A 25,299-nucleotide genomic window follows, 5' to 3' on the forward strand; every position below is an offset into this window, starting at 1 on the left:
ATCCTGCCATGACCGAGTATCGTTCCGAGACCGATTCCTTCGGTCCGATCTCCGTCGCCGCCGATCGTTACTGGGCGGCGCAGACCCAGCGCTCCCTGGAGAACTTCCGCATCGGCGGGCCGGCCGAGCGCCTGCCCTTGCCGCTCGTTCACGCGCTGGTGCTGGTCAAGAAGGCCGCCGCCATCGTCAACACCCGCCTCGGCCTGCTCGATGCCAAGGTCGAGGCCGCCATCGTCCAGGCGGCCGACGAGGCACTGTCCGGCCGCTTCGACGACCATTTCCCGCTGGTGGTCTGGCAGACCGGCTCCGGCACCCAGTCCAACATGAACGCCAACGAGGTCCTGGCCAACCGCGCCAACGAGATCCTCGGCGCGGGCCTCGGCGCCAAGAGCCCGGTCCACCCCAACGACCACGTCAACAAGGGCCAGTCCTCCAATGACAGCTTCCCGACGGCGATTCACATCGCCGCCGCGCTCGCCGTCTCGCGGGACCTGCTGCCGGCGCTGACCCGGCTGAAGGACGCGCTCGACGTCAAGGCCAAGGCCTATGCCGACCTCGTCAAGATCGGCCGCACCCATCTGCAGGACGCCACGCCGGTCACGCTCGGCCAGGAATTCTCCGGCTATGTCGCGCAGATGGAGCTCGGCATCGCCCGCATCGAGCAGACCCTGCCCGGCCTGCTCGCGCTCGCCCAGGGCGGTACCGCGGTCGGCACCGGCCTCAACGCCCATCCGGACTTCGCCAAGGCCTTCTCGGCCGAGATCGCGCGCCTGACCGGCCTGCCCTTCCGCACCGCCGACAACCTCTTCGAGGCGCTGGCGAGCCATGGCGCGATGACCTACAGCCATGGCGCGCTGACCGCGCTTGCCATGGACCTGTTCAAGATCGCCAACGACATCCGCCTGATGGGCTCCGGCCCGCGCTCGGGCCTCGGCGAGCTCAGCCTGCCGGAGAACGAGCCGGGATCCTCGATCATGCCGGGCAAGGTCAACCCGACCCAGGCCGAGGCGCTGACCATGGTGGCGACGAGGGTGCACGGCAATCAGGCGACCATCGCCTTCGCCGCCAGCCAGGGCCATTTCGAGCTCAACGTCTTCAAGCCGGTGATCGCGCAGGCCTTTTTGCAATCGGCGCGCCTTCTGGCAGACGCGGCTGAGAGCTTCCGCCTCAACTGCGTCGAGGGCATCGAGCCCAATCGCGAGCGGCTGGAGGAGCTGCTGTCGCGCTCGCTGATGCTGGTGACGGCGCTCGCCCCCGCGATCGGCTACGACAAGGCCGCCGCCATCGCCAAGGCGGCCCATCACAACGGCACGACCCTGCGTGAGGAAGCGCTCAGGGCCGGCGTCGACGCGGCGCTGTTCGACCGCACCGTCGTGCCCGGGCACATGCTCGGCCCGGCCTGAACCATGGCCGAGATCGTCAACCTCCGCAGGGCCCGCAAGGCCAAGGCCCGCTCGGAGGCCGAGGCGCAGGCCGCGCAGAACCGGATCGCATTCGGCCGCACCAAGGCGGAACGCAAGCTGACGGAAGCCGAGAAGGCGCTGCAGACGGCCCGGCTCGAAGGCCACCGCCTGGACGCGGCGAAGGACGGCAAGGACAAGGCGTGAGCGCCCTGCACAAGCGCTCGCTGGCGATCGCCGGCCACCGCACCAGCGTCTCGCTCGAGGAACCCTTCTGGGAGGCACTGAAGGAGATCGCCGCCGGCGAGGGCCGGCCGCTCGCCAGCCTCGTCGCCGAGATCGATCTCGCCCGCGGCGAGGCCAACCTCTCCTCCGCCCTGCGCCTGCACGTCCTCGCGCATTATCGCGCCCGCGCCGGTGCTGCTTCGCTCAGCCCTGCGGTCTGACGAGAACCCGGCGCGCCGTCTCGACCACGGCGCGCGTGAGATCGACCAGCCGGTCGGCCGCGATCCGGTTGACCTGCCAGAACAGCGGAATGTCGAGCGGTGTGCCGGGCTCGAGCTCGCGCAGCCGTCCCGCCGCGATATGATCCTTCACGAGAAGTTCGGGATTGGCGCACCAGCCGATGCCCAAGATGCTCGCATCGACGAAGCCCTGCGTCGACGGCACCCAATGGACGGGATGATCCGGGCTCGCGCCGAAGGCGAGCTGCATCCACTGGCGCTGCAGCCGGTCCTTCTGGTTGAAGACCAGCGAGGGCGCCTGCGCGAGCGCGGGCAGCGTCACGCCCTCGGAGAAATGCCGCACGACGAAATCCGGGCTCGCCGTCGCGCGGTAACGAAGCGAGCCGAGAGGCATGACGCGGCAGCCCTGGATCGGCTTTGCCAGCGACGTCACGGCGGCAAGCACGCGCCCCCGCCGCAGCCATTCGGCCGTATGGTCCTGATCGTCGACGGCGATGTCGAGAAGATGGGTGCTCTCTCCTGCGAAGGCCGCGACCGCCCCGAGGAACCAGGTCCCCAGGCTGTCGGCATTGGTCGCGATCCGCAGCGTGACGCGCCGCTGGGGCTGATCCGGCTCGGCCAGCGCCGGCAGCCGCGCCATCAGCTCCTCTTCGAGCAGGCCGAGCTGTTCCATATGGCGACAGAGCCACTCGCCCCGCTCGGTCGCGGTGCAAGGCTGCCCCCTGACGATCAGCACCGTCCCCATCCGCTCCTCGAGCTGCTTGACGCGCTGCGAGACGGCCGAAGGCGTGACGTTCAGGGCCTGAGCCGCCCTTTCGAAGCTGCCCGTCCGGACGACAAGGGAGACGGCCTGCAGCGCCGGATAATCGAGCATGACGTTAGCCTGGCTTAATCTGCGTTATCAGATTTAATTACACTAAGGCCGCGATCGAGCCTAGGCGAAGCGGGCAAACCGGAACCCGCACCGATGCCCTTCTCCGTCTACGTCACCGGCTTCACCATGGGCCTCAGCCTGATCGTCGCGATCGGCGCCCAGAACAGCTTCGTGCTGCGCCAGGGCCTGCGCAACGAGCACGTCTTCGCGGTCTGCCTGACCTGCGCCCTCTCCGATGCGGTGTTGATCCTCGCCGGCGTCATCGGCCTGAAGCAGGCCACAGCGATGCTGCCTATGCTGGAGCCCACGCTGCGCTATGGCGGCGCCGCCTTCCTCATCTGGTACGGCGCCCGCAGCCTGCTTTCGGCGCTCCGCTCTTCCGAGGCCCTGGCGGTCGGCACTGCCGGCGGCGCCAGCCTGTCGGCGAGCCTCGCGACCTGCGCCGCCCTGACCTGGCTGAACCCGCATGTCTATCTCGACACGGTCCTGCTCATCGGCAGCATCGCCAGCCAGTTTCCCGGGCAGGAGCTGATCTTCGCCGCCGGCGCGATGACCGCTTCCTTCCTGTTCTTCTTCGGGCTCGGCTATGGCGCCCGCTGGTTGCGCCCGCTCTTCGCCGACCCCAGATCCTGGCGCATCCTCGACGGCATCGTCGCGGCCACGATGTGGGCGATCGCTTTCAAGCTGATCCGGGGGAGCTGAGGCGAGCAGCCAGCAGAAGGCCTACCTGTTCAAAGGCTTGCGGAGAAATGCTGGCCCGACATCCGGGATTGCTCAACCGGTTTGCCAGCGCGTCGGATCAGTTCGGCAACGGCGAGCGCGAGAGCGGCCGCGGCACGGGCTGGATCTCCAGTGGCGGGGCGAGCGGTGGCGCTTCGCTGCGCGGCCTGACATAGGGATCGCCCGGAATATAAGAGGGCGGCGCCCCCTGCAGGATCATCGGCCCGGACCGGCCTTCGATCGCCGCGCGGATCGCCGCCTGCCGCGCGCGCTCGTCGGCTTCCGCCTTGCGTCGCTCCTCCTCGGCCTTGCGCGCTTCCTCCTGCCGCTTCGCGATCTCAAGCTTCCGCGCTTCCTCGGCGAGGCGCGCCTCTTCCAGCCTGCGGGCAATCTCGGCCCTGCGCGCCTCCTCGACCTGCCGCGCCTCCTCGGCGCGCCGTGCAGCCTCGGCCTTGCGAGCCTCTTCGGCGAGCCGCGCCTCCTCGGCACGCCGTGCCGCCTCGGCCTTGCGGGCTTCCTCGGCGAGCCTTGCCTCCTCCGCCTTGCGGGCCTCTTCGGCGCGCTTCTCCTCGGCGAGGCGCCGCTCCTCCTCCGCCTTCAGGAACTCGCCGAGCTTGCGCTCGTTCTCGCGCATCTCGCGCTCGGCCCGCAGACGACGCGCATGCATGGCGCGCTCGCGCTGGTCCGCCTCGAAAGCCTCGACGCGCGCGATCTCCTTGGCCAGCGCGCGGGCCGCGACGACATTGGACAGCGCCGCCACATCGGTCTCGCGCCGCGGCGCCGCGATCGGACCTCGCCAGGCAACGCCGACCTGCGGCAATTGCTGCGGCCAGTCCTTCGGCGGCGCGGCGAGCGGGCGCAGCGCCAGGCGCAGGTCGAGGTTCATCGCCCGCCAGTCGACCGTGCCGCTGGCCTCGGCGCGCAGCCCCGCCCGTTCGAAGGTAACCGGCTGGACGCGCAGCACGCCACCGGCCTGGGTGAACGGCACGGTGACATCGCCGAGCGGCCAGCTCGCCTGTTCCAGCGCCGCGCCGATCCGGTCCTGCAGCCGTTCCGTCTCGCTCTCGGACGCATCGTCCCCGGTCGCGGAGATGACGCGGGACAGCGCAGCGGGGTCGAACCGGGTCATCCCGGCCCCGCTGACGCTGATCGAGCCCGCCCCGCCCAGCCCGGCGATCAGCCTTGCCGGGCTTTCGCCCGAGCCGCCGGCCTCGAACCGGCCGGAGAGCTTGCCGGTGAGAGAGCCGCCGGTCAGCACCGCAAGGTCGAGCCCTTGAAGCGCGAGCTGGCCGCTGAACTGGGCGAGCCCGCCCTCTCGCCGCAGGGCGAGCCCGCCGCCGACCTCGCCGCCGGCATGGCGGCCGCTCAGCTTGCTGATCGAGAGGCCATCCCTGCCGGCCGAGAGCTCGAATCCGGCCTTGTCGAGGGCGATCTGCTCGGTCAGCGCGAGCCGTTCCGTCTTGATCGCCAGCCTGATCTCGCCGAGCCCGGGCGCCGGCTGGAAACGCGCCGGCGACCAGATGCTGCCCGGTGTCGGCGGCGCGACGCCGAGCGTCGCCGCCAGCAGCGGCTGCAGGGCCAGGGTCGGCAGCGCCAGAGACCCGCTGATCTGTCCTTCCGCACCGAGCTTCAGCGCCCCGCGCGCGGTACGCCCTCCGCTGTTGACGACGAGATCGTCGAGCCCGGTCTCCTCGCCGCCGCGAACCCGGCCGGAGGCATCGATCAGTCCCTGGGGCAAGAGGCGCGCCAAACCGTCCGGCATCACCTGGCCGGGCCCGTCGGCCTGCAGGTTCATCCGCGCGCCGTCGCCCGCGCTTTCCAGCACGAGCGCGAGCCCCGGGCCGGTCAGCGAGCCCACCGGGCTGCCCGAACCGAAATCAAGCCTGAGCTCGCCGGGCCCGCCCTGCGCCGGACGCGGCAGGCCGAAGGCGGCAAAGGCGCGGCGGCGATCATCGAGCGCCAGGCGCAACTCACCGCCCGTCCATTCCCCTGCCGAACCGAGGCGCCCGTTCAACCCGAGCCGGCCTGCCTGCGCCGCCCCCTCGGCGACGAGATTGGTCTCGCCCGAGGGCGCGCGGGCGAGCCTGAAGCTTGCGTCGAGCCCCGCGAGCCCGTCCTCGATGCGCGGCAGGATCCGCCTCGCCTGCTCCGGCAGCAACGGCCCGGCGAGCGCCGCCAGCGCGGCGAAGCGCGGCGCGCGAATCCGACCGCTGATCTCGCCGCCATCCGGCAGCAGGGCGCCTTGCCCCTCGACGCGGACGCCGCCGAAGCCCTCGACCGACAAACGGCTGAGCCGCCAGTCGCGCCCCTCCCGGGTCAAGGCGAGCCGTGCCGAGCCCGGCGCCGTCGCGCGATAGCGCACGCCACCCAGCGTCAGATCGAGCGCGAGGTCGCGCCCGCCAGCGAGGCCAGTCAGGCTCTCGCCCGGCGGCAGATTGTTAAGGTCGAGCCCGTCCAGCCGCAGCTTCGCTTCGAGCTTGCCGGGCGTGACCGCCGCCGAGCCCTCGAGGCGCTGGCCCGAGGCGCTTTTCGCGCTCAGCCGCTCGACGGCGAGATGCTCGTCACGCCAGTGCAGCGTCGCAGCGCCTTCGAACTCGCGGAACGCGGCGAAGCTGTCGGCCAGCGCCGGCTCGACGCCGAGCCGGCCCAGTGCCAGTGCCGCGCGCCGCGCATCCGGCGCCTTCAGCGAAAGCTCGCCACGAAAGCCATTGTCGCCAAGATCGCCGGTCGCTTCCAGCGTCGCATTGGCGATGCGCACATTGGCGCTCCCGCCCGAGACCCCGGTCTCGCTCAGGCGTCCGCGCAGGGCAAAACCGCTCAGATCCTCGCCGCGCCAGGCGATCTGGTCGAGATCGAGCGTAAGATCGAGCGCCCCCGGCAGCGCCTGCAGGGCACGCTCGAAGCCCGGCCTCTGCCCGAGCGCCTCGATCAACGCGTCGGCGTCGATCCGCCGTGCCCGCAGTTGAAACCCGCCGGAGCCCGTCGCCGGCAGCAGGCGGCCCTCCCCCTCCAGCCGCGCCGCCCCGCCGGCGATCTCGACCGCGAGTCCGCTGAAATCGAGCTGGCGGTGCCCGCCGCTGACTGTGCCGGAAAGGCTGAGCGCCCCGCCTGGCGTCAGCGTGAAGGCGCCCTGGAGCGATGGCTGCAGTTGCCCGCCAGCCAGCGGCAGGGCGAGCGCGCCGTCGAACGAAACCTGGTTCTGCTCGCCGGTGACGAAGATCTTGGCGCGCAGGCGGCCGTCAGCCTCGGCCTCGCCGGTGGCGAGCCGCAGCGAGGCCCCCGCGACCTCGCCCTCGACCCGCCAGGGCCCGCCGAGGCCGGCTGCGGCGAGATCGACCGAGATCGGCGCCAGCACCTGCGCCGGCTTGTCGCCCTCGCGCCAGATGATGGCCGAGCGGCGGATCGCGAAGTTGTCGATCGCGGTCGCCGCCGGCAGTCCCGTGCCATGGCGGGGCGGCATCAGCACCGCCCCATTGGGGTCGGTAACCAGGGTGAGCGCCATGCCGTCGGCTTCCGCCTCGGTCAGGCGGAAATCGCCGCGCGCCAGTGCCGACAAAGCGAGCTCGACCGTGAGGCGCTCGATTGTCGCTGCGCTACTCTCGCCATCGGCAGCACCCAGCTTGACCCCGCGCAAGGTCAGGCGCGGCGATGGCAAAAGGCGCAGGCCGATATCGCCGGCGATGCGCGTCTCCAGCCCGAGTGCCGCGCCGATGCGCTGCTCGAAATGGTTGCGATACTCCCGCCAGTCGACAAAGCCGGGCCCGAGCAGCGCCGCCAGCAACGCCGCCACCAACAGCCCGGCCAGGAAGGTCAGGGCCTCACGCACGCTCTTGCAACATTCTGTTCATCACGCGCGCGATCATGCACCCAAGTCGCGGCAGGATCACGACCTCCCTGAAGAGATAACCCTCCTGCCGCCACCGATATTTTCACAACGTGACGATTTTACCCGGATTGAGGATGTTCTGCGGGTCGAGCGAACGCTTCAGCAGGCGCATCACCGCCAGCGCCGGCGCGCCATGCTCAGCCTCGAGATACTTCATCTTCTTCTGGCCGACGCCATGCTCGCCGGTGCAGGTGCCGCCCATGGCGAGCGCGCGCTTGACCAGACGGTCGATGAAGTCCTGGCAGACCGCGACCTCCTCGGGATTGGCGAGGTCGACCATCGGCTGGGTGTGGAAATTGCCGTCGCCGACATGGCCGACGATGGGCGCGATCAGCCCGAGCGCCTCGATGTCGCGTTTGGTCTCCTCGACGCAGTCCGCCAGCCGCGAGATCGGTACGCAGACATCGGTCGCGACCGATTCAGCACCCGGCCGGAGCGTGCGCGCAGCCCAGTAGGCGTCGTGCCGTGCCTGCCAGAGCTTGCTGCGATCCTCCGCCTTGGTCGCCCAGTCGAACGGTCCCCCACCGAACTCGGCGGCGATCTCGCCGAAGCGCTCGGCCTGCTCCTTCACGCCCTCTTCCGAACCGTGGAACTCGACGAACAGCATCGTCGTCTCCGGCAGTCCGAGCTTGGAGTGCAGGTTGACGCCGCGCATCATCACGTCGTCGACGAGCTCGATCCGCGCCACCGGCAGGCCGGACTGGATGGTGACGATGGTCGCGTCGCAGGCCGCCTTGACCGACGGGAACGGGCAGACGCCGGCCGAGATCGCCTCGGGGATGCCATGCAGCTTCAGCGTCACCTCGGTGATGATGCCGAGCGTGCCTTCCGAGCCGACGAGCAGCCGCGTCAGGTCGTAGCCGGCCGAGGTCTTCCGGGCCCGGCTCGATGTCTTCACGATCGCGCCATCGGCCATCACCGCCGTCAGCGCGACCACATTGTCCTTCATCGTGCCGTAGCGCACGGCATTGGTGCCGGAGGCGCGCGTCGCCGCCATGCCGCCGATCGAGGCGTCGGCGCCGGGATCGATCGGGAAGAACAGCCCCTGGTCGCGCAGATGCTCGTTCAGTTCCTTGCGCGTCACGCCCGCCTCGACGACGCAGTCGAGGTCTTCCGCATGCACGGCCACGACCTTCTTCATCTGGCCCATGTCGATGCAGACACCGCCATAGGGCGCGTTGACATGGCCCTCGAGCGAGGTGCCGGTCCCGAACGCGATCACCGGAACCCCATGCGCCGCACAGAGTTTCACGATAGCGGACACCTCTTCGGTGCTCTGCGGGAAGACCACTGCATCCGGCGGCTGGTTCGGAATCCAGGTCAGGGTGTGCCCGTGCTGCTGACGAACTGCCAGACTGGTTACCAGACGGTTACCGAAGCGAGCGGCGAGTTCCTGCGTGACAGCCGCAATTGCCTGGGCCGAAGGCGGCAGCTCTGCGGCAGGGACAGGGGGGGTCTGAGCCATCGCGGCGGGAGAGTGCATTGTCATGACCTGAAAGGATCGCCTAGTCTGGAATCGTTCGGCTTTCGAGCAGCCGCCATGGCGCTGTTTTCCCGCGCGCCGTGAGCAACGGCAAGTGCCAAGCTGCGAAGCCGGGCAGGTCTGTAGCGCAGGGCTCCGGGGCAGGCTCGCGATTGGTGAAGCGAGAGCAAGAGGAGGCGCCCATGCATGACGAACCCCGCACGACCGCCCTTTTCTTCGCGCCCTTTGTCTCGTCGAACATGCGCGTCGAGCCGCAATGGATCGATTACAACGGTCATCTCAACATGGCCTATTACCACGTCCTGTTCGACCGGGCCGTGGACGAGCTGTTCTCGCTCATCGGCCTCAACCATGACTATGTCGAGACCCGCAACGCCTCGGTCTTCGCGGCCGAATGCCACATCCTCTACAAGCGCGAGCTGACCGAGAGCGATCAGGTCCGGGTCACCGCCCAGCTCATCGCCTTCGACGAGAAGCGGCTGCATTTCTATCTCGAGATGCGCCATGCCAGCGAAGGCTGGCTGGCGGCGACCTCGGAGAACCTCTCGCTCCATGTCGACATGGCGAGCCGCAAGGTCACGCCCTTCCCGGCCGACATCCTCGCCGGCCTCGCCTTGATGAAGGCCGCCCATGCCCGCATGCCGCTGCCGGCCATCGTCGGCCGGATGATCGGCATGCCGGTCAAGACCGCGATTACCGTCGAGTCGATGAGCGGCGAGCGCGAGAAAGAGACGCGCCACTAGGCCGCCGGACGCCGCCACGCATTCGGCACAGCGCTCCGATCATGCCATAGTCCCGGGATTGTGGTCCGCTCGATCCTGGGCAGGTTTGCATGCCGGCTGCGGTCAACACATTCCTGATCGTGCTCGCGGCCATCTTTCCCGTGGTCAATCCACCGGGCTCGGCCCTCGTCTTCCTTGGGCTGACGCGCGGCGCAGCGGCCGAAACCAGGCGCGTTCTCGCGCGCCGCATCGCCGTGAACTCGCTCTTCGTCCTGATGGGCTCGTTCCTTCTCGGTTCGCTCGTCCTCCAGTTCTATGGAATCTCGATCCCGATCCTGCGCGTGGCGGGCGGTCTGATCGTCGCCGTCTCCGGCTGGAAGCTGCTCAACGAAGGCAGCCAGAAGGATATCGAGACCGCGGACGCTGTGCCCCGCACGGATCTGATGTCCCAGGCCTTCTACCCGCTGACCCTGCCGCTGACGACGGGCCCCGGCACGATCGCCGTCACGATCAGCATCGGGCTGTCGCGCGCGACCTTCACCGGCTCCTCCGGCGAGCTCATCTTCGTGCTGGCGAGCCTGCTGGCGATCTTCGTGATCGCGCTCAGCATCTGGTTCTGCTTCGCCTATGCGGTGCGCGTGCAGAAGCTGCTCGGGAAAGGCGGCACGGAAATCGCCGTCCGGTTGTCGGCCTTCATCCTGTTCTGCCTCGGCGTCCAGATCCTGTGGTCGGGACTGAGCGAGCTGCTCACCTCGACATTCGCACCTCGATAAAGCAGCCGGACGGAAAGCCACTGCCTCGCCGCTGTCGCACCAGCCACATCCCGATGAGTGCCAGCGGCGGCCTCAGTCATCGTGGTCCGGGATCTTCAGGATGTGGCCGCAGGCCTTGCAGTGCACGGCGTCGGGCTCATGTCGTTGGAGCGCGCATTGCGGGCAAGGAAAGGTCACCTTCTGCGGCCGGAACACCGCCTGGGCCAGCCGCACGAACAGCGAGATGCCGACGATCATCACCACGATCGAGGTCAATTTGCCGCCGATGCCGGGCAGCGTGATGTCGCCGAAGCCGGTCGTCGTCACCGTGGTGACCGTGAAATAAAGCGCCTCGACATAGCCATCGATGCCCGGCCGGCCCATGAAGAAGAAGGTATAGACGAAGCCGGTGACCACGAAGAGGAAGGTGATGAGGTTGATCAGCGCCCGCGCGACATCCTCCCATTCGCGATAGCGCGTCTCGCGCAACTGCCCCCAGAGCAGGTTGCGCTGCGACAGCGACCAGAGCCGCAGGATGCGCAGGAAGCCGAAATTCTCCAGCCATTGCGGCGCCAGCAACGTCGCCAGGATGAAGAGGTCGAGCAGCATGCTGGGCTGCCGCAGGAGCCTCGGCACGTTGGAGGAGGCCAGCATCCGCGCCACGATCTCGATCAGCACGATGGTGGCGACGGCGTAATCGAGCCAGAGAAAGGCCGGTTTGCCGCGCAGCAGCGGCGTCGCGATGAAAAACCCGATGATCAGGAGATCGACGATCAGCGTCGCGAACTGGAAGCGCAGCGCCGCCGGGGTCCGGCCGTGATAGAGCTGGCGCAGACGGTCGCAGGTGCGTTCGAAACGCTCCGAGGGCCCAGCCTGATCCTGCGTTTCGCTCATCGCGATGGCGTATCAGGCCAAGGGCGGCGCCGTCCAGATGGCTCAACCTCGCCGGGTCGCGAGCCCTTGCACGGCATAGCCGCCATAAAGCCGCCGCGTGCTGCCACTCGCGTCGCTCTCGGTGCAGAGCTGCTCAAGTTCGGCGGCGAGGTCAGGTCGCGGCGTGACATGAAACAGCGCCAGCCAGCGGTTCAGCAGCGCCTTGAACGGCGCCGGCAGATGCGCCTGATCGCCGAAGTCGACGATGTGGAGCGAACCGCCCGGCGCCAGCGTCGACAGCGCCCGCGCGAGCACCGCGCGCCAAGGAGGGATCATCGACAGGGCATAGGAGATCACGACTCGGTCGAAATCAGCCCGGCCGAACAACGTCTGCGGATCGAAACTCGTCGCATCGGCCTGCCTCAGGGTGATGCGGCCGGAAAGACCGGCCTTTGCCACCTGCTGGCGCGCCGTCGCGAGCATCTCCTCGGAGACGTCGAGCCCGTAGCAGCGCGCCTGGGGATAGGCGCGGGCGATCCTGATCAGGTTGCGGCCAGTGCCGCAGCCAATCTCGAGCACGCTGCCGTCCATCGGAGGCTGAAGGCGGTCGACCAGCCCGTCGCGGCCAAGCAGGTAGAACTTGCGGGTCGCGTCGTAGATGTGCCGCTGGAAGCGGTACATCCGGTCCATCAGCCCGGCTGCATCCTCGCTTTGCCGGACCGCGCTCACGCCTGCGCCCCGCCCTGCGTATAGAGATGGAAGGCACCATAGATCGATGAGCGATCGCGCGCGCCGAGCTCGCGGCTGCGCATCTCGTGATACTGCCACTGCGACAGGATCGCGTCCGGCACCCGCCCCGGCAGCAGGCGCTCATCGGCGGCGGTGCGGAAGATCACCCGCGCGCCTGGCGCCGCCGTGCGGGTGATCTGAGACCACAGCGCCGTCAGCTCGGCGTCGTTCATCCAGTCCTGCGCATCGAGCAGCACGTAGCCATTGCAGCTCGCCGCCGGCTGCTGCGCGAGATAGGCGGTGACCGAGCCCTGATGGTAGCCGACCCGGCCGGCACGAGCCCGCACCGTCTCGAAATGGCGCGGCTCGAGATAGGGCGGGACGGAAGCATCTGGCCCCGGTCCATAGCCGCGGCCGAAAGCCTGCCAGGCGAAGTAATTGGTCTTGAGATCGAAGCCGCAGGCCAGTCGCTCCAGCCGGTGGCGCAGCACGCTGCGTATGCCGGCATCGCCATCGGCCGCCAGCGCCTCATATTGCGCCGGCGGGATGCCGAGCCCGTAAAGCGAGGCCGGCTGGCGCACCAGCCAACGCACCAGTCTCTTCTCGAAGACCGGCGCGAGATGGGCCTCGAACAGCGCCCGCTGTTCCTCCATCGACTTCGCCTCCAGCATGATCCGCGGATCACAGCCGAGCCGGCGGCCGAGGAAATGACCGGCGCCGATGAAGCGACCGAGCAGGCTGTGGCGGTAGAAATTGCGGGCGAACGCCTCGATCCGCCGCCGCCCGGTCAGGCTCCGCCCTTCCCAATAGGCGCGACTGACCGCGTCGAGCCGCGGCGCGATGGCGCGGTCATAGAGCGCGACATTGGCCTTGGACTGTGCCTCGCCGAAGAAACGCCGGAAGGTCGGCTGGTCCTCGATCTCGGCCAACGCCGCGAGCTTGAGGTGGCCGAGCGCGATATGGGCACCGTTGAGGTCGACGGCGCTGATCCTGGCCGGGTCGGCGGTGAGATAGGACAGGATGTTGCAGGAGCCCGAGGCGATCGCGACCAGATGGTCGCCCGGTTGCAGCGCCAGCGCCTCCATGTCGACGACCGGGTCCTCCCAGATCTGCGGGTAGACGAGGCCGGAGAAGGCGAGCGTGAACATCCGCTCCAGGAGCCCGGCGCGCGACAGCGCCTTGCTGCGATGGACCGCATTGTTGAGCCCGAGGCTGGTGTTGCGCTTGACCGCCCTGACCGTCTGCGTCACGCCTGCCTCGATGTCACGATTGCGATGGCGAGCCGACTAGAGGAGTCGCGTGACGGTTGGGTGACGCGGGAAGCCGCCGGAGAAGAACTCGGTCTCGGCCGAACGCGAACGCGAAGCGGGCGACGCGCCGCCCCCCTGAAATCAGGAAGACAAATCCCCATATCTCGCGCCACACTCCCGATGAGACAGCGCGGAAAGGAGCCTTGCATGGGCCTGATGGACATGTTCGCCAAGACGGGGAAGCCGGAGCGCGAATTCCCCTTCCAGCTCAGCGACGCCGAATGGCGCGAGAAGCTGACGCCCGAGCAGTATTACGTGCTGCGTGGCCACGGCACCGAGCGCGCCGGCTCCTGTGCCCTGAACTTCGAGAAGCGCGCCGGCACCTTCTCCTGCGCCGGCTGCGACCAGCCGCTGTTCAAGGCCGGCAAGAAGTTCGAGAGCGGCACCGGCTGGCCGAGCTTCGACCAGCCGCTCCAGGGCTCGGTCGAGGAGAGCGAGGACTATAGCTTCGGCATGCACCGGGTCGAGGTGCACTGCGCCAATTGCGGCGGCCATCTCGGCCATGTCTTCCCCGACGGCCCCCCGCCCACCGGCCTGCGTTACTGCATCAACGGCGTCGCGATGAATTTCGCGCCTGAAGTGGGTTGAACGAACGTCTCCCTCGGGAATGAAGCGCGGGAACCCCTCTCCTGGAAGGAGAGGGGTAGGGGTGAGGTGTTCGGACTGAAAACATTGGCCTGAACCTGACCGCGCGGTGAACGCTCGCGGAACTAGTCAAATCTCCGACACCTCACCCTGCCCTCTCGTTACAGGAGAGGGTTCCCCGCGCTGTCCGAGCCTCAAATCTCGGGCACCGCCCTTCGCGCCAGGGCCGCGGCATCCACGCCATGCGGCAGATCGCCGAAATGGCCGGACCAGCGCCCGGCGAGCCGCGTCGCGACGAAGGCGTCCGCGATCGCATGCGGCGCGTGGCGGAGCAGCAGCGCGCCCTGCAGCATCAGCGCCAGCCGCTCGGTCAGCCGGCGCGCTTGCCCTTCATGGCGGATGAGTTCGGGCAGATCGCCCTCCAGCGCCTGCAGTGCCGCGTCATAGCGCCGGTCCTGGCCCGAAACCGCGTGCAATTCCTTGAGCAGCGCCTGCAGCGAGCCCGGCTCGCGCTCGAGCGAGCGCAGCAAGTCGAGGCAGATGACATTGCCCGAGCCTTCCCAGACCGAGTTGAGCGGCGCCTCGCGATAGTGCCGCGCCATCGGGCTCTCCTCTATGAAGCCGTTGCCGCCATGGCATTCCAGCGCCTCGACGATCACCGCTGGCGTGCGTTTCGCCACCCAGTACTTCGCCAGGGGCGCGCCGATCCGCGCCAGCAGCTTTTCACTCTCGGACTGCTCCTGCCGGTCGACCGCGGCGAACAGCCTAAACGCGAGCCAGGCCGCGGCCTCCGCCTCGATGGCGAGATCGGCGATCACGTTCTGCATGATCGGCTGGTCGATCAAGAGGCGTTGGAAGGCGGTGCGGTGCTGGGCGTGATGGCCGGCGAGCATCACCGCCTGCCGCATCAGCCCGGCCGAGGCCGCGGCAATGTCGAGCCTTGTATTGTGGTTCATCGAAAGCCCGGTCCGCAGGCCCCTGCCGGGATCGCCGAGCATATGGCCGATCGCCCCTCTGAACTCGACCTCGGAGGAGGCATTCGAGCGGTTGCCGCATTTGTCCTTCAGGCGCTGGATCGCGATACCGTTGCGCGCCCCGTCGGGCAGCCAGCCTGGCACCACGAAACAGGAAATCCCCTCATCCGTCCTGGCCAGCGTCAGGAAGACGTCCGAATGCGGCACCGAGAAGAACCATTTGCTGCCGTGCAGTGAATAGGTGCCGTCGCGATTGTCATAGGCGATGGTCTGGGTCTGGCGGAGATCCGAGCCGCCCTGCGTCTCGGTCATCGCCATGCCGACCGTGGCGCCGGTCTTGCCGGCGGCCGGCCCCTGGCGCTTGTCATAGGCCGAGGACGAGATCAGCGCGCCCCACTCCGCCCAGCGCGCCCGGTCCTGCCTCAGCACGGGGATCGCCGAATAGGTCATCGAGATCGGGCAGCAGATCCCGCTCTCGCAGCCATACCAGAGATATTGCAGGGCGGCTCGCGCCACCTGCGCCCCCGGGCCGGGCCTGTTCCAGGCCAGCGCATGCGTCTCCTGGCCGATTGCCCGGCTCATCAGCGCGTGCCAAGCCGGGTGGAACTCGATCTGGTCGATGCGATTGCCAAAGCGGTCATGGCTGCGCAACTCCGGGCCGTGCCGGTTGGCGAGCCGCGCCATCTCGATCGTCTCGGCGGCGCCGACCGTCCGCCCGGCATCGTGCAGCCGCTCATCGGCCCAGCCGGCATCGAAGGCCCTGACGGCCGCCTTCAGCACGGGATCGGCGGCGTAGGCATCGTAATCGGCCAGCGGCGGCACCTGATTGGTGACCTGGTGGGCGTGCGACGCCTGGGCCATGAGCTTCCCTTCCGATCCGCGAACCGCCCCGTGATTAACCACCAGACTATGTCGGCGCCCCGGAATTGCGAACCTGCCCGATTGCCGCCCGAGTTCGCCCGGCACCTCGCCGCGCGCGCCATGACCGGCGCGGGCCTATGAGTGAGCCTTCACGTGCTGCGACGCGTCCTGAATACCCTGGTCATCCCCCTTGTCGCCGGCTTCGGCCTCGCCGCCATGCCGGTAAAAGCCCAGCCCCAATCAGCCGCGAAGGTTCAGCCGGGCGAAGGCCGACCCTACGAGGTCGCCGGCAGCGAGGTCTGGGACGTGCCCGATCCGGTCTCCGGCCGTGGCTATCAGGTCTTCGTCGCCCTGCCGCCCTCCTATGCCAGGGAGCCGCAGCGACGCTACCCGGTGCTCTACGTCACCGATGCCGACTACGCCTTCCCGATCATCCGGCAGATCAGCCGCCGCCTGAATCTCGAGGGGCCCAAACTCGAAGAGTTCATCCTGGTCGGCCTGTCCTATGCCAAGGGCGAGGATGGCGCGGCCAGCCGCCGGCGCGACTACACGCCGACACCGAACGGGCCGAGCAGTGCGCCGGCCGGCACAGTTCATGGCCAGGGACGAGCCTACCAGACCTATCTGCGCGATCAGGTGAAGCCGTTCATCGCCGCCCGCTATCGCGCCGATCCGTCCCGGGCGCTCTTCCTCGGCCACTCCTACGGCTCCCTGCTGGGTGCGCAGATCCTCTTCACCGAGCCCGCCCTGTTCAGCGGCTACATCCTCGGCAGCCCGTCGCTCTGGTACGACAAGCGCCACGCTCTGGGTCTCGAAGCGAGCTATGCCGCCCAGAACCGCGACCTGCCGGCCAAGGTCTATCTCTATGTCGGCGAGTACGAGGCGCTGCGCAAAGGCGACCGGCGCTACAGCCAGAGCGTCGACATGGTCGCCGACAACCGGACCCTGGAAACGGCGTTGCGCGGCCGGAAGTACCCCAATCTGAGCCTGAAATCAGTGGTCCTCAACGAAGAGGATCACCTTACAGTCGCGCCGCGCGGCTTCACGCAAGGGCTGAGATACCTGCTGCCAGCGCGGTGAGCGGGCGGGTTTAGAGTGCCCCGGACGCCGTCGCGGAAAACCGTCCGCGGCGGCGAGCAATCCAGACCGCCTGCCCCTATATTGACCGTGAACGAATCACGATCACGCAGAAAACCCAAGCCAGCCCCTTGTCAGACCAGTACACCTCCGCCCCCCTGCCCCGCCCCGGCGGCCTCGCCGCGCGCGCCGCCGCGCAGCCTGCGGCCGGCTATCTGCAGGGGCTCAACCCGGAGCAGCGCCAGGCGGTCGAGGCGACCGATGGTCCCGTGCTGGTGCTCGCCGGTGCCGGCACCGGCAAGACCCGCGTGCTCACCACCCGCATCGCCCATCTGATCTCGACGGGCCGCGCCTATCCCTCGCAGATCCTCGCCGTGACCTTCACCAACAAGGCGGCGCGCGAGATGAAGGAGCGCGTCGCAAACCTCGTCGGGCCGGTCGCCGAGGGCATGCCCTGGCTCGGCACTTTCCACTCGATCTCGGCCAAGCTCCTGCGCCGCCATGCCGAGCTGCTCGACCTGCGCTCCGACTTCACCATCCTCGACACCGACGACCAGATCCGCCTGATGAAGCAGGTGATCCAGGCCGAGGGGATCGACGAGAAGCGCTGGCCCGGCCGGATGCTGGCGGGCTTCATCGACAGCTGGAAGAACCGCGGCCTCAGCCCCAAGGACGTGCCCCCCGGCGAGGCCGGCGTCTTCGCCAACGGCAAGGGCGGCAAGCTCTATGCCGCCTATCAGGACCGGCTGAAGACGCTGAACGCCGTCGATTTCGGCGATCTCCTGCTGCACTGCCTGACGCTGTTCCGCGAGCATCCCGACGTGCTCGCGAGCTATCACGAGCGCTTCCGCTATATCCTCGTCGACGAGTATCAGGACACCAACGTCGCCCAGTATCTCTGGCTGCGCCTCCTGGCACAGGGCCGCCGCAACATCGCCTGCGTCGGCGACGACGACCAGTCGATCTATGGCTGGCGCGGCGCCGAGGTCGACAACATCCTGCGCTTCGAGAACGATTTTCCGGGCGCGGTCGTGGTGCGTCTCGAACGCAATTACCGCTCGACCGGGCATATCCTCGCCACCGCCGCAAAGCTGATCGCCCGCAATGAGGGCCGCCTCGGCAAGACGCTGCGGACCGAGGACGAGGCCGGCGAGAAGGTCACCATCACCGGCGCCTGGGACAGCCAGGAGGAGGCACGCCTGATCTCGGACGAGATCGAGGCGATGCAGTCCAAGGGCGAGAATCTCGCCGAGGTCGCGATCCTGGTCCGCATCTCCGCGCAGATGCGCGAGATGGAAGAACGGCTCATCCATGTCGGCGTGCCCTATCGCGTCATCGGCGGGCCGCGCTTCTACGAGCGCGCCGAAATCCGCGACGCCATGGCCTATCTGCGCTGCGTGGTCTCGCCGACCGACGACCTCGCCTTCGAGCGCATCGTCAACGTGCCCAAGCGCGGCCTCGGCGACGCCACCATCCAGATTCTGCACAACCATGCGCGGGCGACCGGCTTCTCGCTGATGCAGTCGGCCCGGGCCATGGTCGAGACCGATGAACTGAAGCCCAAGGCCCGCACTGCGCTGCGCGAACTGGTCGAGGCCTTCGCCCGCTGGTCGGCCCGGACCGAGAGCATGCGCCAGGGCGAGCTCGCGGAGCTGGTGCTGGAGGAATCAGGCTACACCGAGATGTGGCAGAAGGACCGCTCGGCCGACGCCGCCGGGCGGCTGGAGAACCTCAAGGAGCTGGTCCGCTCGCTCGACGAGTTTCCCGACCTGCCGGCCTTCCTCGAGCACGTCTCGCTGGTCATGGACGCCGATGGCGGCGAGTCCGGCGCGCGCGTCTCGATCATGACCCTGCACGCCGCCAAGGGGCTTGAGTTCGACACCGTCTTCCTGCCCGGCTGGGAGGAAGGGCTCTTCCCCAACCAGCGCGCCCTCGACGAGAGCGGCCGCGCCGGTCTGGAGGAGGAGCGCCGCCTCGCCCATGTCGGCCTGACCCGCGCCCGCAAGCGCCTGAAGCTCTATTTCGCCTCGAACCGGCGCATCCACGGCCTCTGGCAGTCGAGCCTGCCCTCGCGCTTCATCGACGAGTTGCCGGAAGACCATGTCGAGGTCGTCCAGGCGCCCACCGCCTACAGCCAGGGCGGCTACGGCGCCTCGCGCTTCGAGCGCATGGAGAGCTTCGGCTCCTCCTACCAGACGCCGGGCTGGCAGCGCGCTCAGGAGAACAAGGCCAGGTTCAACTCGGGCGGCGGCTCGGGCTTCTCCGATTCCGGCCAGCGCGGCTTCGGCGGCGGCAAGCGCGGCCCGCTGATGATCGAGGGCGAGCTCACGGCCAAGTCGACAGGCGGCTCGGCCTATGAGCCCGGCGCCCGCGTCTTCCACGTCAAGTTCGGCCCCGGCTCGGTCGCCAGCGTCGACGGCAACAAGCTGACCGTGGATTTCGACAAGGCCGGGCGGAAGATGGTGTTGGACAGTTTCGTGCAGAAGGCGGGATAGCGTTAATGCAAATGCCAATTGCACATCATGCACATCGAGAGCTACTTTAATGCAAATGCGATGATGACAAAATGCAAATTGGAATATGAACATTCACATCGCCATATGAAGATTCACATTGACATACTGAATTCGAATTATTATTTAATTCCATATTGAATACTATTAGCCTGAGTCGCTCTTCCATGGACGACTCTGATGCTCAACAACAGCAGCGACATCATTCGCCGCCTCGAACGCGAGGACTGGGAATGCGTGCGCATCGCCGGCTCGCACCATGTCTTCAAAAAGTCCGGCGTCCGTGACACTATCGTCGTGCCGCATCCGAAGAAGGCTCTCGGACCCGGTCTCGTGCTGAAGATCTACAAGCAGGCAGGCTGGCCGCGCGATTGATATGACACATTACGTCGCCATCATCGAGGATGCCGGTACCGACCATGCCGTCGGCGTCTGGTTTCCGGACCTGCCCGGCTGTTTCTCGGCCGGCGACACGCTGGACGAAGCCATGGCGAATGCGCCGGAAGCCCTCGCCTTATGGATCGAGTCGATGATCGAGGACGGCAAGACGATCCCGGGCGCCCGCACGCCGAGCGAGCTGAAAGCCGATCCCGAAGTCGCGGCCGATATGGCGGCCCATGCGATCGCGCTCATTCCGGCGCCTCGCCTGACTTTCCGACCAGCCGCAGAATAGCCGCCAGAGCCTCGCCGTCATGCTCGCCCTTGTGGCGAGCATCCACGTCTTGACCACCGCGATCGATCAGCGAAGCGAAGACGTGGATGGTCGGGACAAGCCCGACCATGACGGAGAAGGCGGCATTCGAAGCGGGAATAGCCTACCCCTCCTCCCGCTCCCGAAAGGCCCGCCGCGCCGCCGAGACTTCGGCATGGTACGTCTCCGCCCAGGTCCAGACCCCGCAGAAGGCCGCGCTGAGCTCGCGGCCGAGCTCGGTCAGCGTGTAGTCGACATGCGGCGGGATCACCGGGTGGACGGTGCGGATCACCAGCCCGTCGCGCTCCATCTCGCGCAGCGTCTTGGTCAGCATCTTCTGGCTGATGCCGCCGACGATCCGCCCGCATTCGGTGAAGCGCAGCGTGCCGTGCTCCTCCAGCGCCTCCAGCACCAGCATCGTCCATTTGTCGGCGACCTGCGCGATCACCTGCCGTACCAGCGACTCCACCGCCTTCGAGACCGGCGGGATCTCCTCGCTGCGCTTGTGCATCGTCGCCATCGCCTCGCGAATCGCATGCATGCCGACACTCTCCTTTTGGTGCGTATCGAACCTTTGGGCGCCTTCTTTCCGTTGGAGAGTAGCGACGCCAGCTGATGTCTCGCAACCAGGAAAGGGATTTGCGATGAACATCACCGGCAACACCATCCTCATCACCGGCGGCGGCTCCGGCATCGGCCGGGCTCTGGCGGAAGCCCTGCACCGGGCCGGCAACCAGGTCGTCATCGCCGGCCGGCGTGAGGCGCTGCTCAATGAGATGACCTCAGCCAATCCGGGCATGGAGGCGCTCCTGCTCGACGTCCAGGACAAGGACGACGTCGCCGCCTTCGCCCGGCAGGCGGTCGAGAGCTTCCCGGCGCTCAACGCCGTCATCCACAATGCCGGCATCATGCGCAGCGAGGCGGTCGCGACCAGCGATTTCCTTGAGACCGCCGAGGACACGATCTCGACCAATCTGCTCGGGCCGATCCGGCTTACTTCGGCGCTGCTGCCGCATCTCCTGAAGCAGCAGCGCGCCGCGATCCTGACGGTCTCCTCCGGCCTCGCCTTCGTGCCGCTGGCGACGACGCCGACCTACAGCGCCAGCAAGGCTGCGATCCATTCCTGGTCGATGGCGCTGCGCGAGCAGCTCAAGGCGACCCCGGTCGAGGTCATCGAGATCGCCCCGCCCTACGTCCAGACCGAGCTGCTCGGCCCGCAGCAGGCGGTCGATCCCGCAGCCATGCCTCTGGCCGAGTTCATTGCAGAGGTCATGGCGCTGCTCGAAAGCCAGCCGGAATCAGGCGAGATCATCGTCGAGCGCTGCAAGCCGCTGCGCTTCGCCGCCGAGAACGGCCAGGTCGCCGCGATCTTCGCCCAGCTGAACGCGCAGCACGGCTGAACGATCGGTTGCCGTCGTCCCGGGCGAGCTGCGTCCGGGACGATAGCTGACTGAGCTGCCTCCCAAGTCCGACTCGAATCTCCAGCCCTCGTCCTGAGGAGGCCCGAAGGGCCGTCTCGAAGGGCGTTCCAGCGGACTCCGGAGCCTCCTGGAACGTCCTTCGAGGCGCCATTCCTTCCGGAATGGCTCCTCAGGATGAGGGCTCAGGGAATTCCCGGTCAGACACTAAGCCGCCTCGCGCCCGAATTGCAGCGCCGCGAGCCTAGCATAGAGCCCGCCCTTGGCGACGAGGGCGGCATGGGTGCCCTCCTCGACTACCCGGCCCTCCTCCATCACCAGGATGCGGTCGGCCGAGAGGATGGTGGCGAGCCGGTGAGCGACGACCAGCGTGGTGCGGCCCTGCATCAGCCGGTCGAGAGCGTCCTGCACTGCCCGCTCGCTCTCGGAATCGAGCGCCGAAGTGGCTTCGTCGAGCAGCAGGATCGGCGCGTCCTTGAGGACAGCCCGCGCGATCGCGAGGCGCTGACGCTGGCCGCCCGAAAGCGTCACGCCGCGCTCGCCGATCACGGTGTCGTAGCCTTCCGGCAAGGCACGAATGAAATCGTCGGCAGCGGCGAGCTTCGCCGCCTCCTCGATCTCGGCCCGGCTGGCGCCGGGGCGGCCATAGGCGATGTTCTGCGCCACCGAGACGCCGAACACCGTCGGCTCCTGCGGCACCAGCGCGAAGCGGCTGCGCCAGTCCGTCGGATCGGCTTCCGGCCCGGCGATGCCGTCGACCACAACGCGCCCGGCGAAGGGATCGTAGAAGCGCAGCGCCAGCTGCAGCACCGTGCTCTTGCCGGCGCCGGACGGGCCGACCAGCGCGATGCGCTCGCCCGGTCGGACCGCAATATCCAGATCGGCCAACGCGAGATTCGTCCGCCCGGGATAGCGGAAGGAGACGTTCTCGAAGAAGAGCGCCCCGACCGCCGGCTGCGGCATCGCCTTGGGATGGGCCGGCGCCGCGATCGCCGGCTTGGTCGCCAGGATCTCGCCGAGCCGCCCGGCCGCACCCGCGGCGGCGGAGATGTCGCCATAGACCTCGGAGAGCTGGCCGAGCGAGCTCGCCGCCAGCACCGCAAAGAGCACGAATTGCGACAACCGCCCGCCGGTCATCCGGCCGGCGAAGACCTCAGTCGCCCCGGCCCAGAGCACCATCACCACGCTGGCGCTGACCAGGAAGATCGCAAAGCCCGAGAGCCAGGCCCGCGAGCGCGTCGCATCGCGCGAGGCGGCATAGGCGTCTTCGGAGGCATCCTGGAAACGCTGCGCCGTATCGCGCTCGGCCCCGAAGGATTGCATGGTGCGGATCGCGCCGACCGCCTCGGAGGCGAAGGCCGAGGCGTCGGCCAACCGGTCCTGCGCCGCCCGCGAGCGCTTGCGCACCGTGCGGCCGGAGAAGACCAGCGGCAGCACAACCAGCGGGATCACGCCGATCACGATCGCCGAAAGCCGCGGGCTGGTCGCGACCATCATGACGAGCGCACCGAGGAACATGATGGCGTTGCGCAGCGCGATCGAGGCCGTCGAGGCGAAGGTCGACTTGATCTGGGTGGTGTCGGCTGTCAGCCGCGAGACGAGATCGCCCGCCCGGCTGGCATCGAAGAAGGCCGGCTCGAGCCGCGTCAGATGCCGGAACACGTCGGCGCGCAGATTCGAGACGATGCGCTCGCCGACCGTCATGACCAGGTAGAATCGCGCCGAGCTCGCCAGCGCCAGCACCGCGACGACGCCGATCAGCAGGGCGAAATAGGAGTTGGCGAGTTCCTGTTCGCCACCGGAGAAGCCGGCATCGATGACCCGGCGCACTGCCAGAGGCAGCGCCAGGGTCGCACCCGATGCGACGACCAAAGCCAGCAGAGCGAAGGCGATCCGTCGCTTCTGCGCCTTTGCATAGGGCCAGAACGAACGCAGCGCGCTGAAATCCGGGCGCTGCTTGCGGTCTTCCATCACTTCTTTCGCCACTCTCAAATATCCCGAAAAGCTTGCACCGCAGCCAAGGCTGCGCTATGGCCACGCGACTTCACGACAGGCTCGTACGAATTGTTCGAAGAGCCGGCGATGCGCGCCGTGTTCCGGCCGCCCGCTTTTCGAAACTTGAGGAATTCGCCATGAAGACCGGCATTCATCCCGACTACCACACCATCAAGGTCGTCATGACCGATGGCACCGAATACTTCACGCGTTCGACCCTCGGCAAGGAGGGCGACACGCTGAACCTCGATATCGACCCGAAGACCCACCCGGCCTGGACCGGCGGCACCCAGCACATGCTGGACCGTGGCGGCCGCGTCTCGCGCTTCAATTCGCGCTTCGGCGCGCTCGGCGCCCTCGGCAAGAAGTAATTCCCGGTTTTCCGGCCCCAACGGGACCGGATGCTCGAAATCGAAAAGCCCGGCCTCGCGGCCGGGCTTTTTGCATTGCGGCGACGAATGGCCGCGGGCGAATTTGGCAGGATTGGCCGCCGCTGCGCGCCGAGAAGGACACGCCAGCGCCCCTCGCCGAGCGGCAGGGGCACGTCGGCGCCGGCAGCCTTCACGTCTCAGGATTTGGGAGCGGCTCCGTTCAGCCCTGCAGGGCGAGCCGGGCCTGCAGATTCGCGAGCTGCCCGCGCACCGGGTTGGCCGCCGTCGCAGGAGCCGCCGTCATCTGGGTCTCGATACGGGAAATACGGTCCTGCAGGCGCATAGAATGCGCGATCAGGTCGCGCAGGCGCTCCGGCAGGCGGGCCGCCTCGGCGCTGGTCGGCTGCAGCATCGACTCGGCGATGCGGACCTTGTTGTTTTCGCTCCGCGCCTGCTCGGCCGTCATCTCGCCCTCGGCGACGGCGCGCTGCACCAGCAGCCAGGAGGCGATCTGCATCAGCCGCGTCGTCAGGCGCATGCTCTCGGTCGCATAGATCAGCGAGACCTCGCGCGGCAGGGCCGCCGACTCCTGCCGCCCGTCCCCGTCGAGATAGTTCGCCGTCGACTCGACCAGTCCCATGCCCTCGCGAAAGAGCTGCATGAAGGCGTCGGACTTGACGAAGTTGCGCGCGAACGAGATCGCTCCGTCTTCGGCCGGCAGCCTCAGCATGGGGAAATCGGTCATTGCAGCGTCTCCATTCGGCACAATGGCGTGCGTAAGCGGGACGCAGCGCCGGTTCGTGCCAGAAGCCCCGCAAGGATAGCGCCATAGCATTTGTCGCGGCCGCGGTAAGGCCTCGTTAACCTTAATAATGGCAGGTTCACGGCCGCCCTCGCAGCGAGTGCTGCTTCGGAAGGCCCGAACAAAAAAGAGCCGCCCCGAAGGCGGCTCGAAGGTCAACAGGGAGGCGTCAAACAGAGTGGGCAGGAGCCACTCGACATCCAGACAAACTGGACGATCAGATTCATACTTTGGAATCGTTAAGGGCCGGTTAATGCCGCGGCCCGCATTGACGTTTCCTCGGCGCCCGCGCGCCTTGCCGCGGCAGGCTCCACCGCAGGCCGGATCCGGAACGAAAACGTCAGAAATCGGAACGTCGTCCCTGCCCGATCGGCACGCGCGACGGCTTGTCTTCGAACGATCTTCCGGTCTGCGGCGTGCAGCGCTGCGCGATGGACGTTTCGCGCCGCCATTTCAGGGGCTGGCCGTGCCTTGTCGCCTCAGCCCCGCTTCTGGAAGAAGGCGTCGGCGGCCGAGCGCGAGGCGTTCTTCTTTTCCCTGGCCTCGCGCAGCCGCACGATCTCGGCTTCGAGCAGGACGATGCGCTCCTCGAGCTCCGCGACGGAAAGCTGGGAGAGATCCTGTCCGATCTCATGGGCGCGCTTGGGCGCCGGGCGGTCGTCCTCGAGAAATCCAGCCATCGCAGCCTCGCCTTGCATCGGTTGCGGCGCGCAGACTAGACCATCGGCCGGAAAAATGATGCCTGTTTAAAGACCGAACGCGCGAGGACGCCGCGGGCGGTCGCGTATGCCAAGGCCGA

Annotated in this window: 24 protein-coding genes; 13 read left to right on the top strand and 11 right to left on the bottom strand. The window is 67.9% G+C overall.

What is annotated here, in order from left to right:
- Positions 1-8: 8 nt before the first annotated feature.
- From fumC to AC1REK_RS07195, 3 genes are read left to right on the top strand one after another with little or no spacing between them, the layout of a single operon-like run.
- Positions 9-1,403 carry a class II fumarate hydratase gene (gene fumC, locus AC1REK_RS07185; RefSeq protein ID WP_492268564.1) on the top strand — a complete coding sequence of 465 codons (1,395 nt, stop codon included), beginning with the start codon at positions 9-11 and terminating at the stop codon, positions 1,401-1,403.
- A gap of 3 nt (positions 1,404-1,406) precedes the next feature.
- Positions 1,407-1,607: a DUF4169 family protein gene (locus AC1REK_RS07190; RefSeq protein WP_492268563.1), complete on the top strand. Its 201-nt coding sequence runs from the start codon at positions 1,407-1,409 to the stop codon at positions 1,605-1,607.
- Entirely contained in the window at positions 1,604-1,846 is a 243-nt protein-coding gene (locus AC1REK_RS07195) for a ribbon-helix-helix domain-containing protein (protein WP_492268562.1), read from the top strand. The genes AC1REK_RS07190 and AC1REK_RS07195 overlap by 4 nt, the downstream gene beginning before the upstream one ends.
- Here AC1REK_RS07195 and AC1REK_RS07200 read toward each other — a convergent pair.
- A complete protein-coding gene (locus AC1REK_RS07200) occupies positions 1,830-2,738 on the bottom strand; it encodes a LysR family transcriptional regulator ArgP (RefSeq protein WP_492268561.1) in 909 nt (302 codons plus the stop codon). The genes AC1REK_RS07195 and AC1REK_RS07200 overlap by 17 nt on opposite strands.
- Positions 2,739-2,831: 93 nt before the next feature.
- Between AC1REK_RS07200 and AC1REK_RS07205 the strand changes: the two genes are divergently transcribed.
- Positions 2,832-3,440, top strand: a complete 609-nt coding sequence (locus AC1REK_RS07205) for a LysE/ArgO family amino acid transporter (protein WP_492268560.1) — start codon at positions 2,832-2,834, stop codon at positions 3,438-3,440.
- Positions 3,441-3,537: 97 nt separating this feature from the next.
- Here AC1REK_RS07205 and AC1REK_RS07210 read toward each other — a convergent pair whose 3' ends face one another.
- Positions 3,538-7,284, bottom strand: coding sequence for an AsmA family protein (locus tag AC1REK_RS07210; RefSeq protein WP_492268559.1), 3,747 nt, complete (start codon positions 7,282-7,284; stop codon positions 3,538-3,540).
- A gap of 103 nt (positions 7,285-7,387) precedes the next feature.
- Complete coding sequence (locus AC1REK_RS07215) at positions 7,388-8,809, bottom strand: FAD-binding oxidoreductase (protein WP_492268685.1); 1,422 nt, start codon at positions 8,807-8,809, stop codon at positions 7,388-7,390.
- 200 nt (positions 8,810-9,009) lie between these two features.
- On the opposite strand from AC1REK_RS07215, the gene AC1REK_RS07220 reads away from it, so the two are divergent.
- Together AC1REK_RS07220 and AC1REK_RS07225 are read left to right on the top strand one after the other, a co-directional pair.
- Positions 9,010-9,570: a thioesterase family protein gene (locus tag AC1REK_RS07220; RefSeq protein ID WP_316018672.1), complete on the top strand. Its 561-nt coding sequence runs from the start codon at positions 9,010-9,012 to the stop codon at positions 9,568-9,570.
- An 89-nt stretch (positions 9,571-9,659) separates the two neighbouring features.
- A complete protein-coding gene (locus tag AC1REK_RS07225; protein WP_492268558.1) occupies positions 9,660-10,322 on the top strand; it encodes a MarC family protein in 663 nt (220 codons plus the stop codon).
- Positions 10,323-10,394: 72 nt separating this feature from the next.
- On the opposite strand, the gene AC1REK_RS07230 is transcribed toward AC1REK_RS07225, so the two are convergent.
- The 3 genes from AC1REK_RS07230 to AC1REK_RS07240 are packed head-to-tail and all read right to left on the bottom strand — an operon-like array spanning position 10,395 to position 13,153.
- Positions 10,395-11,195 (bottom strand): ion channel, encoded by an 801-nt coding sequence (locus tag AC1REK_RS07230; RefSeq protein ID WP_327523784.1) that lies wholly within the window; start codon positions 11,193-11,195, stop codon positions 10,395-10,397.
- Positions 11,196-11,237: 42 nt separating this feature from the next.
- Positions 11,238-11,855 carry a class I SAM-dependent methyltransferase gene (locus tag AC1REK_RS07235; protein ID WP_492268684.1) on the bottom strand — a complete coding sequence of 206 codons (618 nt, stop codon included), beginning with the start codon at positions 11,853-11,855 and terminating at the stop codon, positions 11,238-11,240.
- Between the two features lie 44 nt (positions 11,856-11,899).
- A complete protein-coding gene (locus AC1REK_RS07240) occupies positions 11,900-13,153 on the bottom strand; it encodes a BtaA family protein (RefSeq protein WP_492268557.1) in 1,254 nt (417 codons plus the stop codon).
- Positions 13,154-13,369: 216 nt separating this feature from the next.
- Between AC1REK_RS07240 and msrB the strand changes: the two genes are divergently transcribed.
- Positions 13,370-13,801: a peptide-methionine (R)-S-oxide reductase MsrB gene (gene msrB / locus AC1REK_RS07245; protein WP_316018763.1), complete on the top strand. Its 432-nt coding sequence runs from the start codon at positions 13,370-13,372 to the stop codon at positions 13,799-13,801.
- 191 nt (positions 13,802-13,992) lie between these two features.
- Here msrB and AC1REK_RS07250 read toward each other — a convergent pair whose 3' ends face one another.
- Complete coding sequence (locus tag AC1REK_RS07250) at positions 13,993-15,633, bottom strand: acyl-CoA dehydrogenase family protein (RefSeq protein ID WP_327523786.1); 1,641 nt, start codon at positions 15,631-15,633, stop codon at positions 13,993-13,995.
- 153 nt (positions 15,634-15,786) lie between these two features.
- On the opposite strand from AC1REK_RS07250, the gene AC1REK_RS07255 reads away from it, so the two are divergent.
- The 4 genes from AC1REK_RS07255 to AC1REK_RS07270 all read left to right on the top strand — a co-directional run bounded on the left by AC1REK_RS07255 (position 15,787) and on the right by AC1REK_RS07270 (position 19,896).
- Positions 15,787-16,713 carry an alpha/beta hydrolase gene (locus AC1REK_RS07255; protein ID WP_492268556.1) on the top strand — a complete coding sequence of 309 codons (927 nt, stop codon included), beginning with the start codon at positions 15,787-15,789 and terminating at the stop codon, positions 16,711-16,713.
- A gap of 128 nt (positions 16,714-16,841) precedes the next feature.
- Positions 16,842-19,205: a UvrD-helicase domain-containing protein gene (locus tag AC1REK_RS07260; RefSeq protein ID WP_492268555.1), complete on the top strand. Its 2,364-nt coding sequence runs from the start codon at positions 16,842-16,844 to the stop codon at positions 19,203-19,205.
- Between the two features lie 198 nt (positions 19,206-19,403).
- A complete protein-coding gene (locus tag AC1REK_RS07265) occupies positions 19,404-19,598 on the top strand; it encodes a type II toxin-antitoxin system HicA family toxin (RefSeq protein ID WP_492268554.1) in 195 nt (64 codons plus the stop codon).
- Between the two features lies 1 nt (position 19,599).
- The gene (locus tag AC1REK_RS07270) at positions 19,600-19,896 is read left to right on the top strand and encodes a type II toxin-antitoxin system HicB family antitoxin (protein ID WP_492268553.1); all 297 of its coding nucleotides are present in this window, start codon (positions 19,600-19,602) and stop codon (positions 19,894-19,896) included.
- A gap of 142 nt (positions 19,897-20,038) precedes the next feature.
- Here the strand turns inward: AC1REK_RS07270 and AC1REK_RS07275 are convergent, their stop codons facing one another.
- On the bottom strand, positions 20,039-20,434 hold the full coding sequence (locus tag AC1REK_RS07275; RefSeq protein ID WP_327523799.1) for a winged helix-turn-helix transcriptional regulator: 396 nt from the start codon (positions 20,432-20,434) through the stop codon (positions 20,039-20,041).
- A 124-nt stretch (positions 20,435-20,558) separates the two neighbouring features.
- On the opposite strand from AC1REK_RS07275, the gene AC1REK_RS07280 reads away from it, so the two are divergent.
- Positions 20,559-21,314: an SDR family oxidoreductase gene (locus AC1REK_RS07280; protein WP_492268552.1), complete on the top strand. Its 756-nt coding sequence runs from the start codon at positions 20,559-20,561 to the stop codon at positions 21,312-21,314.
- A gap of 225 nt (positions 21,315-21,539) precedes the next feature.
- On the opposite strand, the gene AC1REK_RS07285 is transcribed toward AC1REK_RS07280, so the two are convergent.
- Positions 21,540-23,303: an ABC transporter transmembrane domain-containing protein gene (locus tag AC1REK_RS07285; RefSeq protein WP_492268683.1), complete on the bottom strand. Its 1,764-nt coding sequence runs from the start codon at positions 23,301-23,303 to the stop codon at positions 21,540-21,542.
- A 161-nt stretch (positions 23,304-23,464) separates the two neighbouring features.
- On the opposite strand from AC1REK_RS07285, the gene rpmE reads away from it, so the two are divergent.
- Positions 23,465-23,698: a 50S ribosomal protein L31 gene (gene rpmE / locus AC1REK_RS07290; RefSeq protein ID WP_066471911.1), complete on the top strand. Its 234-nt coding sequence runs from the start codon at positions 23,465-23,467 to the stop codon at positions 23,696-23,698.
- 220 nt (positions 23,699-23,918) lie between these two features.
- On the opposite strand, the gene rcdA is transcribed toward rpmE, so the two are convergent.
- Together rcdA and AC1REK_RS07300 are read right to left on the bottom strand one after the other, a co-directional pair.
- Positions 23,919-24,443, bottom strand: coding sequence for a protease adaptor protein RcdA (rcdA, locus tag AC1REK_RS07295; RefSeq protein ID WP_492268551.1), 525 nt, complete (start codon positions 24,441-24,443; stop codon positions 23,919-23,921).
- A 536-nt stretch (positions 24,444-24,979) separates the two neighbouring features.
- Positions 24,980-25,180, bottom strand: coding sequence for a DUF1192 domain-containing protein (locus AC1REK_RS07300; RefSeq protein WP_327521972.1), 201 nt, complete (start codon positions 25,178-25,180; stop codon positions 24,980-24,982).
- Positions 25,181-25,299 lie beyond the last annotated feature (119 nt).

The organism is Allobosea sp. GW823-FHT02B03, assembly GCF_058797755.1.